The sequence below is a fragment of the Streptomyces mobaraensis NBRC 13819 = DSM 40847 genome (genome assembly GCF_017916255.1).
In the GTDB taxonomy this organism is placed as follows: domain Bacteria; phylum Actinomycetota; class Actinomycetes; order Streptomycetales; family Streptomycetaceae; genus Streptomyces; species Streptomyces mobaraensis.
The window spans coordinates 6,897,853-6,913,900 of the sequence record NZ_CP072827.1 but is presented as its reverse complement, the minus strand read 5'-3'; the positions used below and the strand labels follow the sequence as shown (position 1 = coordinate 6,913,900).

10 protein-coding genes and 2 pseudogenes are annotated in these 16,048 nt (G+C 74.2%); 9 read left to right on the top strand and 3 right to left on the bottom strand.

Annotated features, from left to right (window positions below; genetic code table 11):
• Window positions 1-40 precede the first annotated feature (40 nt).
• The 6 genes and pseudogenes from J7W19_RS29875 (at window position 41) to J7W19_RS29850 (ending at window position 6,498) form a co-directional block, all read left to right on the top strand.
• A complete protein-coding gene (locus J7W19_RS29875) occupies window positions 41-631 on the top strand; it encodes a TetR/AcrR family transcriptional regulator (RefSeq protein ID WP_106429519.1) in 591 nt (196 codons plus the stop codon).
• A 44-nt stretch (window positions 632-675) separates the two neighbouring features.
• Window positions 676-1,893: an NAD(P)-binding domain-containing protein gene (locus J7W19_RS29870; protein WP_040888013.1), complete on the top strand. Its 1,218-nt coding sequence runs from the start codon at window positions 676-678 to the stop codon at window positions 1,891-1,893.
• 191 nt (window positions 1,894-2,084) lie between these two features.
• A pseudogene (locus J7W19_RS29865) lies at window positions 2,085-2,819 on the top strand ((Fe-S)-binding protein); the annotation flags it as partial.
• A 179-nt stretch (window positions 2,820-2,998) separates the two neighbouring features.
• On the top strand, window positions 2,999-4,489 hold the full coding sequence (locus J7W19_RS29860) for a lactate utilization protein B (protein WP_004940171.1): 1,491 nt from the start codon (window positions 2,999-3,001) through the stop codon (window positions 4,487-4,489).
• Window positions 4,486-5,172 (top strand): LutC/YkgG family protein, encoded by a 687-nt coding sequence (locus J7W19_RS29855; protein ID WP_004940172.1) that lies wholly within the window; start codon window positions 4,486-4,488, stop codon window positions 5,170-5,172. Before J7W19_RS29860 ends, J7W19_RS29855 begins: the two co-directional genes overlap by 4 nt.
• A 114-nt stretch (window positions 5,173-5,286) precedes the next feature.
• Window positions 5,287-6,498, top strand: a complete 1,212-nt coding sequence (locus tag J7W19_RS29850) for an SGNH/GDSL hydrolase family protein (protein WP_004940175.1) — start codon at window positions 5,287-5,289, stop codon at window positions 6,496-6,498.
• A gap of 103 nt (window positions 6,499-6,601) precedes the next feature.
• On the opposite strand, the gene J7W19_RS29845 is transcribed toward J7W19_RS29850, so the two are convergent.
• Window positions 6,602-8,407 (bottom strand): ABC transporter ATP-binding protein, encoded by a 1,806-nt coding sequence (locus J7W19_RS29845; protein WP_004940178.1) that lies wholly within the window; start codon window positions 8,405-8,407, stop codon window positions 6,602-6,604.
• A gap of 126 nt (window positions 8,408-8,533) precedes the next feature.
• Between J7W19_RS29845 and J7W19_RS29840 the strand changes: the two genes are divergently transcribed.
• Window positions 8,534-8,977 (top strand): MarR family transcriptional regulator, encoded by a 444-nt coding sequence (locus tag J7W19_RS29840; RefSeq protein WP_004940180.1) that lies wholly within the window; start codon window positions 8,534-8,536, stop codon window positions 8,975-8,977.
• Window positions 8,978-8,990: 13 nt separating this feature from the next.
• Here the strand turns inward: J7W19_RS29840 and J7W19_RS29835 are convergent, their stop codons facing one another.
• On the bottom strand, window positions 8,991-10,616 hold the full coding sequence (locus J7W19_RS29835; RefSeq protein ID WP_040888017.1) for a peptide-N4-asparagine amidase: 1,626 nt from the start codon (window positions 10,614-10,616) through the stop codon (window positions 8,991-8,993).
• Window positions 10,617-10,787: 171 nt separating this feature from the next.
• On the opposite strand from J7W19_RS29835, the gene J7W19_RS29830 reads away from it, so the two are divergent.
• Together J7W19_RS29830 and J7W19_RS29825 are read left to right on the top strand one after the other, a co-directional pair.
• On the top strand, window positions 10,788-12,623 hold the full coding sequence (locus J7W19_RS29830; protein ID WP_040888020.1) for an ABC transporter transmembrane domain-containing protein: 1,836 nt from the start codon (window positions 10,788-10,790) through the stop codon (window positions 12,621-12,623).
• Window positions 12,620-14,398 (top strand): ABC transporter ATP-binding protein, encoded by a 1,779-nt coding sequence (locus tag J7W19_RS29825; protein WP_004940185.1) that lies wholly within the window; start codon window positions 12,620-12,622, stop codon window positions 14,396-14,398. Before J7W19_RS29830 ends, J7W19_RS29825 begins: the two co-directional genes overlap by 4 nt.
• A 617-nt stretch (window positions 14,399-15,015) precedes the next feature.
• Here J7W19_RS29825 and J7W19_RS33260 read toward each other — a convergent pair.
• Window positions 15,016-16,002: pseudogene (locus J7W19_RS33260) on the bottom strand (FAD-dependent monooxygenase); the annotation flags it as partial.
• Window positions 16,003-16,048 lie beyond the last annotated feature (46 nt).

Genomic DNA, 16,048 nt, shown 5'->3' with positions numbered 1-16,048 from the left:
CATTCACACAACAAGCGTTATGGCTATGTACGGTGGCAGCATGCCACGAACCAAGGGTGATCATGAAGCCCGGCGCCGCGAGGTCTCCGAAGCGGTCTGGCGGGTGCTGGCCGCGCACGGCTTCGACGGGCTGACCCTGCGCGCGGTCGCCGCTGAACTGGGCGCGACCACCGGCCTGCTCACCCACTACTTCCCCGCCAAGCGGGATCTGCTGGCGTACGCCCTCGACCTGCTCGACCGGCGGAGCGCCGCCCGGCCGCGGCGCGTCGCACCGCGCGGCCTGCCCGCCGTGCGGGCCGCGCTGCTCGACATCCTGCCGCTCACCCCGGCCGCCACGGCCGGCAACCGCGTCTGGGTGTCCTCGTGGGACACCGCGCTCGCCGACCCCGAGCTGAGCGCCGGCCACGCCGAGCGGTACGCGCGCGGACGCGCCAGGCTGAGCGAGCTGGTCGCCGCGGCCCAGGAACTGGGCGAGCTGCCTCCCGGGGATCCCGACCGGATCGCGGCCGGCGCCCAAGGCTTCGCGCTCGGCCTGGTGGTGCAGGCCCTGTTCGATGCGACGGCGTTCCCACCCGAGCGCCAGACCGAGCTGCTGGACGACTACCTGGCCGCGCTGGCCTCCCGGTGCTGACGCCCCGGGGGAAGAGATCCACCGGGCGTGCCGTTAGTAGAAACATGAACGACATAGCGGTGGTGCGGGCGGTGGACGTCGTGGTCGTGGGCGCCGGGCAGGCGGGCCTGTCCGCCGCCTACCACCTGCGCCGCGCCGGCTACGAGCCGGACCGGGACTTCGTCGTACTGGACCACGCGCCGCGGCCCGGGGGCGCCTGGCAGTACCGGTGGCCGACGCTGACGTACGGCAAGGTCCACGGGATGCACGCGCTGCCCGGGATGCCGCTGACGGACGCGGACGAGGCCCGGCCGTCGTCCGAGGTGATCGGCGGCTACTTCGCGGCGTACGAGGCGGAGTTCGGCCTGCGGGTGCGGCGGCCCGTCTCCGTGCGCGCCGTGCGCGACGACGGTGCGGGGCGGTTGCTCGTCGAGACGTCGGAGAGGGCCGGGACGCCCGAGGGGGGCGAGACGTCGGAGGGGGTCGGGACGTCGGAGGGGGGCGAGACGTCGGAGGGGGGCGAGACGTCGGAGGGTGTCGGGACGTCGGAGCGGGTGTGGTCGGCGCGGGCGCTGGTCAACGCCACCGGCACCTGGGACCGGCCGTTCCTGCCGCGCTATCCCGGGCAGGAGCTGTTCCGGGGCCGCCAGTTGCACACCGCCCGCTATCCGGGCCCCGAGGCGTTCGCGGGCCTGCGGGTGGTGGTCGTCGGGGGCGGCACGTCGGCCGTCCAGCACCTGCTGGAGATCGCCGAGGCGGCGTCCGCCACGACGTGGGTCACGCGGCGCCCGCCGCTGTTCAGGGAGGGGCCGTTCGACGAGAGGCGCGGCCGGGACGCCGTGGCGCTGGTGGAGGACCGCGTCCGCCGGGGGCTGCCGCCGCGCAGCGTGGTGTCGGTCACCGGGCTGCCGATGACGGCCGCCATGGAACGGGCGCGGGCGGCGGGCGTCCTCGACCGGCTGCCGATGTTCGACCGCGTCACACCCGACGGCGTCGCCTGGGCGGACGGCAGGACCGTTTCCGCCGACGTCATCCTGTGGGCCACCGGGTTCCGGGCCGCGCTCGACCACCTGGCGCCGCTGCGGCTGCGGGAGCCCGGTGGCGGCATCCGCCTCGACGGCACGCGGGTGGTCCGCGATCCGCGGATCCACCTCGTCGGGTACGGACCGTCGGCGAGCACCATCGGTGCCAACCGGGCGGGCCGGAGCGCGGTGCGGGAGATACGGGAGCTGCTTACCGGGGCGGACGCGGTGTCCGCGCGGGTGGTCGCCCCGGTGGGGTGAGGCGGGGGAATCCATTGCCGGCGCCTCGCGCGCCGGAGCGTAAAGGCCGTCAAGGCCACGGGCCGTGCCCGTTTCGCGGTCCGGTCCGTAGCATGCGTCTCATGCTGCGACGCTCCCGTGGTTCTCGTGGTTCTCATGGCTCCCACGCTCCCCGCCGTGCGCCGGGGCCTCCCGGAGACCCGGGGGTGCCGGTGGTCGGCCTCTTCCTGACCTGCGTCAACGACATGGTGTATCCGGACACCGGCCGGGCGGTGGTCACCCTGCTGGAACGGCTGGGAGTCCGCGTCGACTTCCCGATGGCACAGAGCTGCTGCGGCCAGCCGTTCTACAACACCGGCTACCGGCGGCCGACGGTACCGCTGGTCCGCCGCTACGCCGCCGCCTTCCGCGGGTACGACCACATCGTCACGCCGTCCGCCTCCTGCGCGGCCATGGTCCGGGAGCAGTACCCGCGGATCGCGGCCCGGGCGGCGGCCGAGGGCCGCGACGACGGGCTGGCGGCGGCGGTGACCGAGGTCGTGCCCCGTACCTACGAACTGACGGAGTACCTGGTGGACGTCCTCGGCGTGACGGACGTCGGCGCCTACTATCCCCACACCGTCACCTACCACCCCACCTGCCACGGGCTGCGCGCGCTCGGCCTGGGCGACCGGCCGCGGCGGCTGCTGGAACGGGTGAAGGGGCTGGAACTGCGGGAGTTGGCGGGCGCGGAGGAGTGCTGCGGCTTCGGTGGGACGTTCGCGGTCAAGAACGCCGCCGTCTCGGTCGCGATGGGCACCGACAAGGCCCGCGCCGTCGTCGCGACGGGCGCACGGGCCCTCTGCGCGGCGGACAACTCGTGCCTGGCGCACATCGGCGGCATCCTCACCCGGCGGGGAGCGGCGGTACGGCCGGTGCACATCGCGGAGATCCTGGCGTCGACGGAGCCGGAGGCGGCGGTCGGGCCAGGGGCGGTGGCCGGCTCGGGGACGGCGTCCGGGCCGGGGACCGCCCCCGGGCCGAGGACCGCGCCCGGGCTGGGGAAAGCCACCGGTCCGGGGAAAGCCACCGGACCGGGGGAAGACACCGGGCCAGGGACGGCCATCGGGCCGGAGGGAGCCGCCTCATGAGCCGACCGGTCCCCCTCGGCATGCCCTCCTTCCCCCGCGCCGCCGCCGTCTCCACACGTGACGCGCGGCTGCGCGCCAACCTGAAGCACGCCACCGGCACCATCCGGGCCCGGCGGGCGGCGGCCGTGGCCGAGCTCGACGACTGGCGGCAGTTGCGCGCCGCCGCCGCGGCCGTCAAGGACCGCACCCTCCGCCACCTCGACCACTACCTCGTCCGCCTGGAGGAGCGCGTCACCGCGGCGGGCGGGACGGTGCACTGGGCGGCCGACGCGGCGGAGGCCAACCGGATCGTCACCGAGCTCGTACGGGCCACCGGCGAACGGGAGGTCGTCAAGGTCAAATCCATGGTCACGCAGGAGATCGGCCTCAACGAGGCCCTCGCGACGGCCGGCATCCGGGCGTACGAGACCGATCTCGCGGAACTCATCGTGCAGTTGGGGGACGACCTGCCGTCCCACCTCCTCGTCCCGGCCATCCACCGGAACCGGGACGAGATCCGGGAGATCTTCCGCGAGCGGATGGGCGACTGGGGGCGGCCGGCGCCCGAGGGGCTGACGGACCGCCCGGCCGACCTCGCCGAGGCGGCCCGGCTGCACCTGCGGGAGAAGTTCCTGCGCGCCAAGGTGGCCGTGAGCGGCGCCAACTTCATGGTCGCGGAGACCGGGACGATGGTGGTCGTCGAGTCCGAGGGCAACGGACGGATGTGCCTGACGCTGCCGGAGACGCTGATCTCCGTCGTGGGCCTGGAGAAGGTGGTGCCCACCTGGCGGGATCTGGAGATCTACCTCCAGCTGCTCCCCCGCTCCTCCACCGCCGAGCGGATGAATCCCTACACCTCGATGTGGACGGGCACCACGGACGGCGACGGACCGCGCGCCTTCCACCTGGTGCTGCTCGACAACGGCCGGACCGACACGCTCGCCGACACCGTCGGCCGCCAGGCGCTGCGGTGCATCCGCTGCTCGGCGTGTCTCAACGTCTGCCCGGTGTACGAACGGGCCGGCGGGCACGCGTACGGCTCCCCCTACTCCGGCCCCATCGGGGCGATCCTCGCCCCGCAACTGCGCGGCACCGCCGCCCCGCTGGAGGAGTCGCTGCCCTTCGCGTCCTCGCTGTGCGGGGCCTGCTACGAGGTGTGCCCGGTGGCCATCGACATCCCCGAGGTCCTGGTCCACCTGCGGGAACGGGTGGCCGAGGGCGGCGAGGCGACCGTCCGGGGCACGCGGGCCGTGGTGCGTCCGGCCCGGCGGCGAGCCCTGGAACGGCAGGTGGTGGCGGGCGCGGCCTGGGCCCTGGACCGGCCGGAACTGCTCCGCCGCGGCCGGCGGCTGGTGGGCCGGGCGGCCCGGTACGCGCCACGGCGGCTCCCTGGCCCGGGCCGGGCGTGGACGGACGGCCGGGACCTGCCCGAGATTCCCGAGGAGTCGTTCCGCGACTGGTGGGCGCGGACGCGAGCACAGGAGTCCCCGAACGGAGGCGGCCGATGAACGGCGACGCGAGCCGGGCGCGGATCCTCGGGCGCGTACGGCGCGCCCTCGCCGACGTCCCGGCGTACGAGCGGCCGCGTGACCACCCCGTCCCCCGCGACTACCTGCGCGTCCACGGGCGACGGACGCCCGCCGAGGCGGCGGCGCTGCTGGCCGCGCATCTGACCGACTACCGCGCCACGGTGCACCGCACCGGCGCGGACGGGCTGCCGGCCCTGCTCCGGGAGGTGCTGGCCCGCCGGGGCGCCCGTCGGGTGGTCGTTCCCGCCGGGCTGCCGGAGGACTGGCTGGCCGGGGCGGACGTGGAGGTGGTCGTCGACTCCCCCGAGCTGACGGTCCGTGCGCTGGACGCCGTGGACAGCGTGGTCACGGGGTGCGCGCTGGCGATCGCGGAGACCGGGACGGTCGTTCTCGACGGGGGCCCAGGGCAGGGGCGGCGGCGCGTCACGCTGGTCCCCGACCACCACGTGTGCGTGGTGCGGACGGCGGACCAGCTCGTGGACTCCGTCCCGCAGGCCCTCGAACGTCTCGACCCGGTACGGCCGTTGACGTGGATCTCGGGCCCGTCGGCGACGAGCGACATCGAGCTGGACCGGGTGGAGGGCGTCCACGGGCCGCGCGTGCTGGACGTCGTGCTGGTCGCAGGGGACCACGGTATTCCCGGGGAGCCGCCGCGAGGGTGACCCTGGCGGTGGTACGCACGGCCCGCGTACGAAGCGGCGGGGTCTGGGTGGCCCGCCGCCGGACCGGCAGGCTCTTCCTCGTCAGCGGAGATCACGCGAACGAGGAGCAAGGCCATGACGGTTCGGGAAGCGGAGCACACGGGAACGGCTTCCGCCGGCGGGGAGACGCGGACGGCGTGGGCTGCCGGGTGGTCGGCCGCGGTGCAGCGGCCGAGCGCCGGCTTCGGGGAGAACTGGTCCGAGTCGGGGTTCACCCGGCAGTCCGTGCGCCAGGTCGTCCGGGTGACGGGCGGTGGTACGTCGGTCCGGATCCGGCTGTCCCACCGCTACGGCACCGGGCCACTGACCGTCGACGGCGCCGCCCTGGCTCTGAGCGCGGGCGGGGCCGCGGTCCGGCCGGAGTCGCGGCGGGCGCTCACCTTCGGCGGCGCGCCGTCGGTGCGGATACCGGCGGGCGGCGAGGTGGTGAGCGATCCCGTGGAGCTGCGGGTGGCGGTGTTCGACTCCCTGGCCCTGACGCTGTACTTCGACGGTCCGACGGGTCCCGTGACCTTCCACTCGCAGGCGTGGGCCGACAGCTACCGCGCTGCGGGCAACCGGACGGAGGACGCTTCCGGTGCGGACTTCGACGAGGTCACGCACTCCTGGTACCTGCTGTCCGACGTCGAGCTGTCCGGGGAGGGCGCCGCGGAGGGGGCGGTCGTGGCCCTGGGCGACTCGATCACGGACGGCTTCGGGTCGTCCGTGGGGGCGAACGGGCGCTACCCGGACGCCCTCGCCGAGCGGCTGGCGGCGGCGGGCCGGTCGTGGGCCGTCCTCAACGCGGGGATCGGCGGCAATCTGCTGCTCCACGACTCCCCGTGGTTCGGCGAGCGGCCTTCCGCGCGGCTGGAGCGGGACGTGCTCGACAAGCCGGGGGTCCGCGCGGTGATCGTGCACGTCGGTCTCAACGACATCGGTTTCAGCGAGGTCGATCTGCCGATGTACAAGCCGTCGGTCGAGGTGTCGGCCGAGGAACTGATCGCCGGGTACCGGGAGCTGATCCGACGGGCTCGCGAGCGCGGCCTGAAAGTGATCGGTGGGACCATCCTTCCCTTCAAGGGCTCCGAGTACCACACGCCCCGGGCGGAGGCGAAGCGGTTGGCGGTCAACGAGTGGATGCGCGGCTCGGGCGAGTTCGACGCTGTGGCGGACTTCGATGCCGTCCTGGCCTCGGCCGAGGACCCCGAAGTCCTGTCACCCGCCTATGACTCGGGCGACCGCAAGCACCCGGGCGACGCGGGGTACCGGGTGATGGCGGAGGCGGTGGACCTGGCCGCGCTCTGACGGCGGCGGGGCCGTCCTCGGGACCGCCTCGGCGGGCGGGGCCTGTCGAACGGCCTCGCGGCCCGCGGCCGTTCGGCGTCTGCGGCCGTTCGGCCCGGTCCGCTCAGACCGGCACCGCGAGCCGGGCGTCGCCGCGGATCAGCGCCGCGTACCGGCCGTCGGCGGCGAGGAGTTGGCGGTGCGTCCCCCGCTCGGCTATGCGTCCGCCGTCGAGGACCACGATCTGGTCCGCGTCGCGGACGGTGGACAGGCGGTGCGCGATGGTGATGGTGGTACGGCCTTCGGACAGCGCGTCGATGGCCTTCTGCACGGCCTGTTCGGTGCGGGTGTCCAGGGCGGACGTGGCCTCGTCCAGGATGAGGACGGGAGGGTCGCGCAGGATGGTGCGGGCGATGGCCAGCCGCTGTTGCTCGCCGCCGGAGAAGCGGTGTCCGCGTTCGCCGACGAGGGTGTCGTAGCCGTCGGGCAGGGAGGCGATGTGGTCGTGGATCTGGGCGGCCTCGGCGGCGGCGCGGATCTCGTCGTCGTCGGCGTCCGGTTTGGCGAAGCGCAGGTTGTCGGCGACGGAGGCGTGGAACAGGTACGTCTCCTGGGAGACGATGCCCACCGCGCGGCTGAGGGTGTCGAAGTCGAGGTCGCGGACGTCCACCCCGTCGATGAGCACCCGGCCGCCGGTGACGTCGTAGAGCCGGGGCACCAGATGGCCGAGGGTGCTCTTGCCGGAGCCGGTCGGACCGACGACGGCCAGGCTGCCGCCCGCGGGGACGACGAGGTCGATGCCGGTGAGGGTGGAGCGCGCGGCGTCCGGCCCGTCGTAGGAGAAGCCGACGTCCTCGAAGCGGACCTCTCCGCGGATCTTCTCCAGGCGTACCGGGTGCTCGGGTTCGGTGATCTCCACCGGGAGGTCGAGGTACTCGAAGATGCGCTGGAAGAGGGCGAGCGAGGTCTGCACCTGGACGCCCGTGGACAGCAGGGAGACGGTCGGGCGCAGCAGGCCCTGCTGGAGGGAGACGAAGGCGACGAGCGTGCCGATCGACAGGGCGGGGCCGCCGGTTTCCAGGGATATGCCGGCCGCCCAGTAGAGGAGTGCGGGCATGGCGGCCATGACGATGCCGATGGTGGACATCCGCCAGCGGCCGGCCATGTTGGCCTTGACCTCCAGGTCGACCAGTCGCTCGGACTCCTTGGAGAAGGCGGCGGTGAGCGAGTCGGCCCGGCCCATGGTCCGGCCCAGGAGGATGCCGCTGACGGAGAGCGACTCGGTGACCATGGCGGCCATGGCGGCCATCTGCTTCTGCCGCTGCGAGGTGACCCTCTTGCGCTCCCGGCCGACGCGGTGGCTGATCCAGACGAACACGGGCAGCAGGAGCAGCGAGACGACGGTCAGCCGCCAGTCGAGGGCCAGCATGGCGGCGACCGAGGCGACCACGCTGGTGAGGTTGGAGACCAGTGAGGTGGCGGTGGAGGTCACCGTGGCCTGCATGCCGCCGATGTCGTTGGCGATCCGGGACTGCACCTCTCCGGTGCGGGTCCGGGTGAAGAAGGCGAGGGGCATGCTCTGCAGCCGGGCGTAGACGGCCGTCCGCAGGTCGTGCATGACCCGTTGGCCCACCGTGGTGGAGACCAGGGTCTGGAGCACGCCGAAGACGCTGGTGACGACCGCGGCGGCGATCATGCCGAGGGCGAGCAGGGTGAGCAGTCCGGTGCGGCCCCGCGGGATGGCGACGTCCAGGATCTCCCGCAGCAGGAAGGGCGAGGCCACGGTGACCAGGGAGGACGCGGCGACGAGCAGCCCCACGAAGACGAGGCGGCCGCGGTAGGGGCGGAACAGGCGCAGGATGCGCCGGACTTGGGCGGGGCGTTCGGGGTCGGGGGGTGGTGGGGTCCATTCGGGTTCGTGGGGACGCAAAGGGCTCCTTCGACGCATGGCGATCCGGTGAGGGCGGTCCCGCGAGGGCGGTCGCCCACCCTCGAAGAGAGCATAGCTCACTGTTACCTATGCTCACAATGCACTTGCTCTTGATAATGTGGCCCGATGACCGTCCCCGACACGTCCGGACAGCTCGCCGAGCAGCTCCTGCGGCTGACCCGAAGGCTCAACCGCGCCCAGAAGCGCTATCTGGACCCGGTCGGCATCACGCCCGCCCAGTCCCGTCTGCTGCGGTCCGTCGCGCACTGCGAGGAGCCGCCGCGCATGGCCGACCTGGCCGAGCGGCTGGAGGTGGTGCCCCGGGCGGTCACCACCCTCGTCGACGCCCTGGAGGCGAACGGCGCGGTGCGCCGCGTCCCCGACCCGTCCAACCGCAGGGTGATAAGGATCGAGCTCACCGAGCAGGGCCGGGAGACGCTGCGCGCGATGCGCGAGGCGCGGCGCGCGGCGGTGGAGGAGATCCTCTCCCCGCTGACCGCCGAGCAGCGCGATCTGCTCGGCGGCCTGCTGGGCGAGCTCATGCGGGGGCAGCTCCCCCGTCACCCGTAGTGCCGGCCCGCGTTCAGCAGCGGTTCCGGTCCTCCGTGAGCGTGCCCTGGGCGGTGGCGATCGTCCGGTCGTGGCAGAGGCCGGGCCCGGTCAGGCGGTAGCGCTCGCGCGAGACGCCGGTGGCGTGCCGCTGGTCGCGCGGCACGTTCTGGTTGTACGCGGCGTCGCCGGTGTACGTGTCGTCCAGCCGCGACCAGCCGGTGCGTACCCCGCCGCGCAGGGTGACGCTCTCCGCGCGGTCGCCCGTCGTCAGCACCGTCCGCAGGCGCGGTCCGGTGGCTCCGGTGATCTCGCCGTCCAGGGTGTACGCGCGCTGGGTGCGGGTGGTCGTGGCGGGGCCGCGGCCGCGCACGGTGACCGTCTCGTCGTCGGTCCACCGGGCGCGCAGCCCGTCCGTCGCCTCGCCCCCGGTCCAGTGGTGCGCGGAGGAGGCGGCGACCGTGCGGCGCACGGTGGTCGCCACCCTGCCGTGCGAGGTGTCGAGGTATCCGGAGACGGTCAGGGAGTGGCCGCCCTCCGCGGTGAACCGGTGGGTCGCGCCGGGCGTGTACGCCGTGGAGTTCTCCGGCGTGCTCTCGGTGTGCCCGGTGAGCGCGCCGGTGACGCGGGACGCCTTGGCGTCCTGCCAGACGAGGATGTTGGTGGGGGTACTCCAGCCGCTCTGCCCGGCGGGGACTCCGGCGACGGAGACGGTGATCCGGTGCGGCCGGCCGTCGTTCAGCAGTCCGGCGAACGGGGTGAGGTCGTACTCCAGCGGGCGCACGTCGAAGGCGCGCGGGGCCGGGATCACGTACCAGAGGAAGGGGTTGGACCAGCCGCCGGTCCAGATGGTCGGGTGAGGTGCGGCGATCCCCGCGAGCCTGCCGTCGACGGCCACCCGGACCTCGCGGTACGGGCCGTCGGCGGCCTTGCAGGAATAGGGCGCCGCGTCCGGCACCGTGAGGTACCAGAACTCCTCGCAGCCGCCGCCGGATCCGGTCGCGTAGACCTCGGCGACGATCCGTTCGCTGTTGCGGGGCGTGATCACCGTGCCCTCGTACGCCGTGCCCGCCTCGTGGGCGCCGTCCAGCGTCAGCACCCGGTCGGGGACGGCGGCCGGGCGCGCCCGGCCCTCGGCGGTGTAGAAGGTCAGCGTCGCCTTGACCTTGATGACGCCGGTGTACGTCTCGTTGACCAGGTTGCCGATCAGCATCTCGACGGGCTGCGGGGAGCGGAGGGTGGCGGCGTACCGCGTGACGTCCTTCTCGACCTTCCACGCTATGCCGTCCGGGGACGGCTCGGGGGTGGAGGTGCGCAGCACCTCGACGCCGCCGACGCGCAGATAGCCGAGGCGGTCGTACTGGCGTCCGGCGACGGAGCCGTCGAGGCGCAGGACGACCTTGTTCCAGCGGGTTCCGCAGCCCTTGGGGGGCGTATAGGTGCTCTTGTAGGGCGTGTAATCGCGGAATTCGGTGTCCGCGAGGGTGACGGTGCAGGAGGTGGTGTCCGGTACGGACACCGGGGGCGCGGCGGTGACCGGGTCGTGCCAGTCGGTGCCGAACTCGGCGGGCGGTTCCGGCGAACCCGCGGCCAGGGCGGGGCCGGCGCCCAACGCCAGGGCGGCGGCCCCGGCGCACAGTGCGCGCAACAGTTGTCTCATGCGGCAGGAGTGAAGCGCGTCGTCGCACGGCGCACCAGTAGGGCTTTGGCCTGATGCTCGCGTGGTGTGGCGAGGCCGGGGCGCCGGAAAATCGGTTGAACTCGGCGCGCCGGGAAGGCGACGCTGTTCCGGATCCCCTTCTCCCCTCCCCCTTCGCGCCCTTGGGACGTCATGCGTATTCGCGATCTCCCCTATGCCGACCCCGGTGTGCCGGACACCCGGTCCGGCCCCCGCCTGCTGCTGTGGCTGAGCCGCCGCCAGTTGGGCGGGCAGTCGGCGGCCCTGGGGTGGGGGGTGCTGCACATGGCCGCCGTGGCGCTGTTCCCCTTGCCGCTGGGCATGGCGGTGCAGGCCGTGGTCGACCGGTCGGGGTCCCGGCTGGCGCTGGCGGGCGGCCTGATGCTGCTGCTGGGCGGGCTCACGGCGCTCGGCGACACGATGCTCCACCGGGTGTCCGTCGCCAACTGGATCACCTCCGCCGCCCGGCTGCAGCAGTTGCTGGCCCGGAAGGCGGCGGAGTTGGGCTCCGCCCTGACGCGGCGGGTCGCCGCCGGGGAGATCGTCACGGTCTCGACGGCGGACGTGGAGCACATCGGCTGGTTCGTGGAGACCCAGTCGCGGTTCCTCTCCGCGGCGGTCACCACGCTCGCCGTCTGCGCGAGCCTGGTGTTCTACCAGCCGGTCCTCGGCACGGTGGTGGCGGTCGGAGTGCCCCTGCTGGTGCTGGCCGTCCTGCCGTTGCTGCCGCCGGCGACGCGTCGCGCGGACGAGCAGCGGGAGTTGGCGGGCCACGCCGCGGAGCTGGCGTCGGACACCGTGGCGGGGCTGCGGGTGCTGCGCGGCATCGGTGGCGAGGAGCTGTTCCTCGCCCGGTACCGCCGGGCGTCGCAGGGGGTGCGGGGGGCCGCCGTGCGCAGCGCGCGGATGTGGGCACTGATCGCGGCGGCACAGGTGTTGCTGCCGGGGCTGCTGATGATCGCGGTGGTGTGGATCGGGGTGGGGCTGGTACGCGACGGACAGGTCGGCGTCGGCGAGTTGGTGACCGTCTACGGGGTGGTCACGTTCCTCCTCTTCCCGCTGCGGCAGTTCGAGGAGGCGGCCATGGCCTACTCGTTCTCGCGGCCGTCGGCCGATCGGGCGGCCCGGCTGTTGGCGCTGCGGCGCACGGTGGAACCGGCCGGCGCGGGCGCCGGGCGCGTGCCCGTCGGTGACCTGCGCGACCCGGTGACGGGACTGCGGGCCCGGGCCGGGGAGTTGACGGCGGTGGTGTGCGGGGATCCGGACGCCGCCGGTCTGCTCGCCGACCGGCTCGGCGGCCACGCGCCGGAGGCCGCGGCGGGGACGCCGTCGGTGCTGCTCGGCGGGGTGGCGCTGGACGAGGTGCCGCAGGCCGCCGCCCGGGAGGCGGTCCTGGTGCAGGACAAGGACCCGGTACTGCTCTCCGGCACCCTGGCGGAGCTGCTGGACGTGCCGTCGTCGGGGCGGGTGTCACCGGAGGCCGCGCTGGCGGCGGCGTGCTGCGGCGACGTCCTCGACTCCTTGGAGCGCTCGTCAGCCGACCGATCGGCCGGCGCCATGGCCGGCTACATCACCGAGCGCGGCCGGTCGTTGTCGGGCGGCCAGCGGCAGCGGCTGGCGCTCGCCCGGTCGCTGCTCGCGGACCCGGAGGTGCTGGTGCTGGACGAGCCGACGTCTGCCGTGGACGCGCACACCGAGGCCCGGGTCGGCGAGGGCGTGCGCGCCCTGCGCGAGGGGCGCACGACGGTGGTGTTCACCACCAGTCCGCTGCTGCTCGACCGTGCGGACCGCGTGGTGATGGTGCGGGACGGACAGGTGGTGGCCGTGGGACGGCACGACGAACTCCTGCGCACCGACCGGGCTTACCGGGCCACGGTCACCCGCGCCGCGGATGAAGGGGCCGGCGCCCCGGACCCGGTGCTCACCGAGGCGGGGCGGCGTCGCGCGGAAAGCGCTTCGGCGAACGGACGGATCGAGGACTCGGCATGATCGGTGTGGCACCACCCTCCTACGACCCGGCGGCGCCGGAGTCGGTCACCACCCTGCCGGTCGGCGGCCCGGCGACCGTCCGCCGCTGCGTACGGGAGCTGGCGCGGCGGCACCGGTCGGCGCTCGTCCTGCTGGTGGCGGTCAACGCCGTCGCGGTGACGGCCTCGATGGTGGGCCCGTACCTGCTCGGCGACCTGGTCGAGGACCTCTCGGAGGGCGCGGCCGTCCATCTGGGACCGGTGATCTCCCTGTTCGCGGTGGCCCTGGCCGTGCAGACGCTGTTCACCCGCATGACGCGGGTGCGCGGCGCGATGCTCGGCGAGGAGATGCTCGCCGACCTGCGCGAGGACTTCCTCGTCCGCGCGGTACGGCTGCCGCCGGGCGTCCTGGAACGCGCGGGCACCGGCGACCTGCTGTCCCGGATCACCACCGACGTCGACCGGCTGGCGGAAGCCATGCGCGAGGCGGTCCCCGAGCTGGCCATCGGCGTCGTGTGGGGCGCGCTGCTGCTGGGCGCGCTGACGGTGACGGCGCCGCCGCTGGCCCTGGCCGTACTGGTGGCGCTGCCGCTGCTGATCGTCGGCTGCCGCTGGTACTTCCCGCGCGCCCCGCGCGCCTACCGCTCGGAGGCGGCGGGATACGCCGCGGTCTCCGCGTCCCTGGCCGAGACGGTGGACGCCGGGCGCACGATCGAGGCGCACCGGCTGGGCGAGCGCCGGGTGGCGCTGTCGGACCGGCGGATCCTGGAGTGGACGCGCTGGGAGCGCTACACGCTCTGGCTGCGCACGGTGTTCTATCCCGTGGTCAACATGACGCACACGCTGGTGATCGGCTCGGTGCTGCTCCTGGGCGGGGTCTTCGTCCTCCAAGGGTGGATCTCGGTCGGGCAGTTGACGACCGGCGCGCTGTTCGCCCAGATGCTGACCGAGCCGGTCGGCATCGTGCTGCGCTGGTACGACGAGCTCCAGTCCGCCCAGGTGTCACTGGCCCGTCTGGTGGGCGTCCGCGAGATCGAGCCCGCCGAGGGCGACGAGGCGGTCCGGCCCGAGGGCCGGGCCGTGCGGGCGGACGCCGTCCGCTTCGGCTACGCCCCCGGCGACGACGTGCTGCACGGCGTGTCCCTGGACGTGCCGCCCGGTACGCGGGTGGCGCTGGTCGGCCCGTCCGGCGCGGGCAAGTCGACGCTGGGCCGGCTGCTGGCGGGGATCTACGCGCCCGGCTCCGGCACCGTGACCCTGGGCGGCGCCGAGCTGTCCCGGATGCCGACGGAGCGGGTGCGGCGGCATGTGGCGCTGGTCAACCAGGAGCACCACGTCTTCGTCGGCTCGCTGCGCGACAACCTGCTGCTGGCCCGGTCCGGCGCCGGCGACGAGGAGCTGTGGGCGGCGCTGAAGGTGGTGGACGCCGAGGAGTGGGCGCGGGCGCTGGAGAACGGGCTGGACACCGAGGTGGGCTCCGGCGGCCTCGCCCTCACCCCGGCCCAGGCCCAGCAGATCGCGCTGGCGCGGCTGGTCCTGGCCGACCCGCACACCCTGGTGCTGGACGAGGCGACGTCCCTGCTGGACCCGCGGGCGGCGCGGCGCCTGGAGAGTTCCCTGGCCAGGGTGCTGGACGGCCGGACGGTCGTGGCCATCGCCCACCGGCTGCACACGGCCCACGACGCCGATGTGATCGCGGTCGCGGAGGACGGGCGGATCAGCGAACTGGGCAGCCACGACGAGCTGGTGGCGGCGGACGGGACGTACGCGCGGCTGTGGCGGTCCTGGCAGCGGTAGGCGCGGCCCGTGCCGGGCCCGTCAGCCGGGTGCCATGCCGGTGATCGCGGCGAGGGCGCGGCGGAGGGTGTCGCCGTCGGGCGGCGCGTCGTTCCATCGGGCGCCGATGTGGCCGTCGGGCCGGACGAGCAGGGCGCCGTGCGGGCCGAGGCCGTACGGCCCGAGGTGCTCGTGCGGAAGGGGCTCGACACGCAGCGGCCAGGGCGCGGCGGCCGCGGTCCGCGGCGCCCAGCGGGCGGGGTCCGGGGTGAGGACGGTGAACCACTCGCCGAGCGTGTCGAGGGTGGAGCGTCCGGGGGCGAGCCGGCGGTGCGGCAGGCGGTGGCCCGGCTCCGCCGTGGGAACGTAATCCGTGCCGCTATCGGGCGGTTCGGATGGGTGGCGTGGCCGGTGAGGACGGCGGCGGAGCGGTAGGCGGCGCCGAGGACGAGGCCGAGCTGTGCGAAGTACTGCTCCGACCAGGGCACTTCGGCCTCTTTCGGGGTCGTTTCGCCGCTTGTGATCCGCTCTCGGCGGTGCTGCTGCACCTGTTGGAGGAGCCGCGTGTTGGCGACCGTCTGGCGGAGGGTCCGCTGGGCGACGGGCCGGCGTTCGGCCGCGTAGGTGTCCAACAGGGAGGGGCAGGCCCATCCTTGGATGACCCCGGCGAGCTTCCAACACAGGTTGTGCGCGTCGGCCACGCCGGTGTTCATGCCCAGGCCGCCGATGATGGGCATCGCGTGCGCGGCGTCGCCGGCCAGTAGGACGCGGCCGTGCCGGAACTCCTCGGCGACGAACGCCCGCATCACCCACTGCTGCACCCGCAGCACCTCGACCCCCGCTTGGACGCCGGGGCCGAGGGCACGGGCGACGATCGCGGCCCAGTCGGCGTGCTCGGGGTCGTCGGGGGTGGGGGCGAACCACGACCAGCCGCCTTCCGGGTAGAGCGGGAGGAAGGAGCCGTGCGCGGTGAAGTAGACCCCGGCGGGCCGGTCGGCGCACCAGCGGCCGAGGTCGGCGTCGAAGACGACGGTGGTGATGTCCCCCAGGGCTCCCGGGCCCGTGGTGCCGATGCCCAGCAGGCGCCGGACGGTGGAGTGCGCGCCGTCGGCGGCGAGGACGTGACGGGCACGGACGCGCGTCCCGGCACCGCCGCCGCGGTCGGCGAGGAGCGCCTCGACGCCCTCGTCGTCCTCGGTCAGGGCGGTCAGCTCCGTCCCGAACCGGACGGGGGAGCCGGCCGCGCCGAGCAGGAGGGGCTCCAGGCGGTCCTGCGAGCTGACCACCCCTCGTACGGGGCTCTCCGGAACCCGCGCGTCGATCCCGGCCATCGCCGCGGACGCGAAATCCGGGCCGTCCAGGGTGTCGCGGAAGCGGATCCGGCCGTACTCCGGCGGGAACGCGACGTCGGTGATCCCGGCGGCCGTCCCGAGCCCGCGGAAGATCTCTATCGAACGCACGTTGACCAGCCGGGAGCGCGGGAAGGGCGACAGCGCGCGGTGCCTCTCGACGAGCAGCGTCCGTACGCCCCAGCGTTCCAGGAGGGCGCGGGCGGTGAGCCCGACCGGTCCGGCCCCGACGATCAGCACGTCCGTCTCGGTCCCGGCGTCGTCCGGTACGGGCATGCCGCGGTCCTTCCGCTCGGGTAGGGCCGGCGGGGCGCCGGCCGTG

Coding starts and splice junctions, on each gene's coding strand:
- J7W19_RS29870 (WP_040888013.1), top strand. CDS start 676: ATGAACGACATAGCGGTGGTGCGGGCGGTGGACGTCGTGGTCGTGGGC.
- J7W19_RS29850 (WP_004940175.1), top strand. CDS start 5,287: ATGACGGTTCGGGAAGCGGAGCACACGGGAACGGCTTCCGCCGGCGGG.
- J7W19_RS29825 (WP_004940185.1), top strand. CDS start 12,620: ATGATCGGTGTGGCACCACCCTCCTACGACCCGGCGGCGCCGGAGTCG.
- J7W19_RS29855 (WP_004940172.1), top strand. CDS start 4,486: ATGAACGGCGACGCGAGCCGGGCGCGGATCCTCGGGCGCGTACGGCGC.
- J7W19_RS29835 (WP_040888017.1), bottom strand. CDS start 10,616: ATGAGACAACTGTTGCGCGCACTGTGCGCCGGGGCCGCCGCCCTGGCG.
- J7W19_RS29830 (WP_040888020.1), top strand. CDS start 10,788: ATGCGTATTCGCGATCTCCCCTATGCCGACCCCGGTGTGCCGGACACC.
- J7W19_RS29860 (WP_004940171.1), top strand. CDS start 2,999: ATGAGCCGACCGGTCCCCCTCGGCATGCCCTCCTTCCCCCGCGCCGCC.
- J7W19_RS29840 (WP_004940180.1), top strand. CDS start 8,534: ATGACCGTCCCCGACACGTCCGGACAGCTCGCCGAGCAGCTCCTGCGG.
- J7W19_RS29875 (WP_106429519.1), top strand. CDS start 41: ATGCCACGAACCAAGGGTGATCATGAAGCCCGGCGCCGCGAGGTCTCC.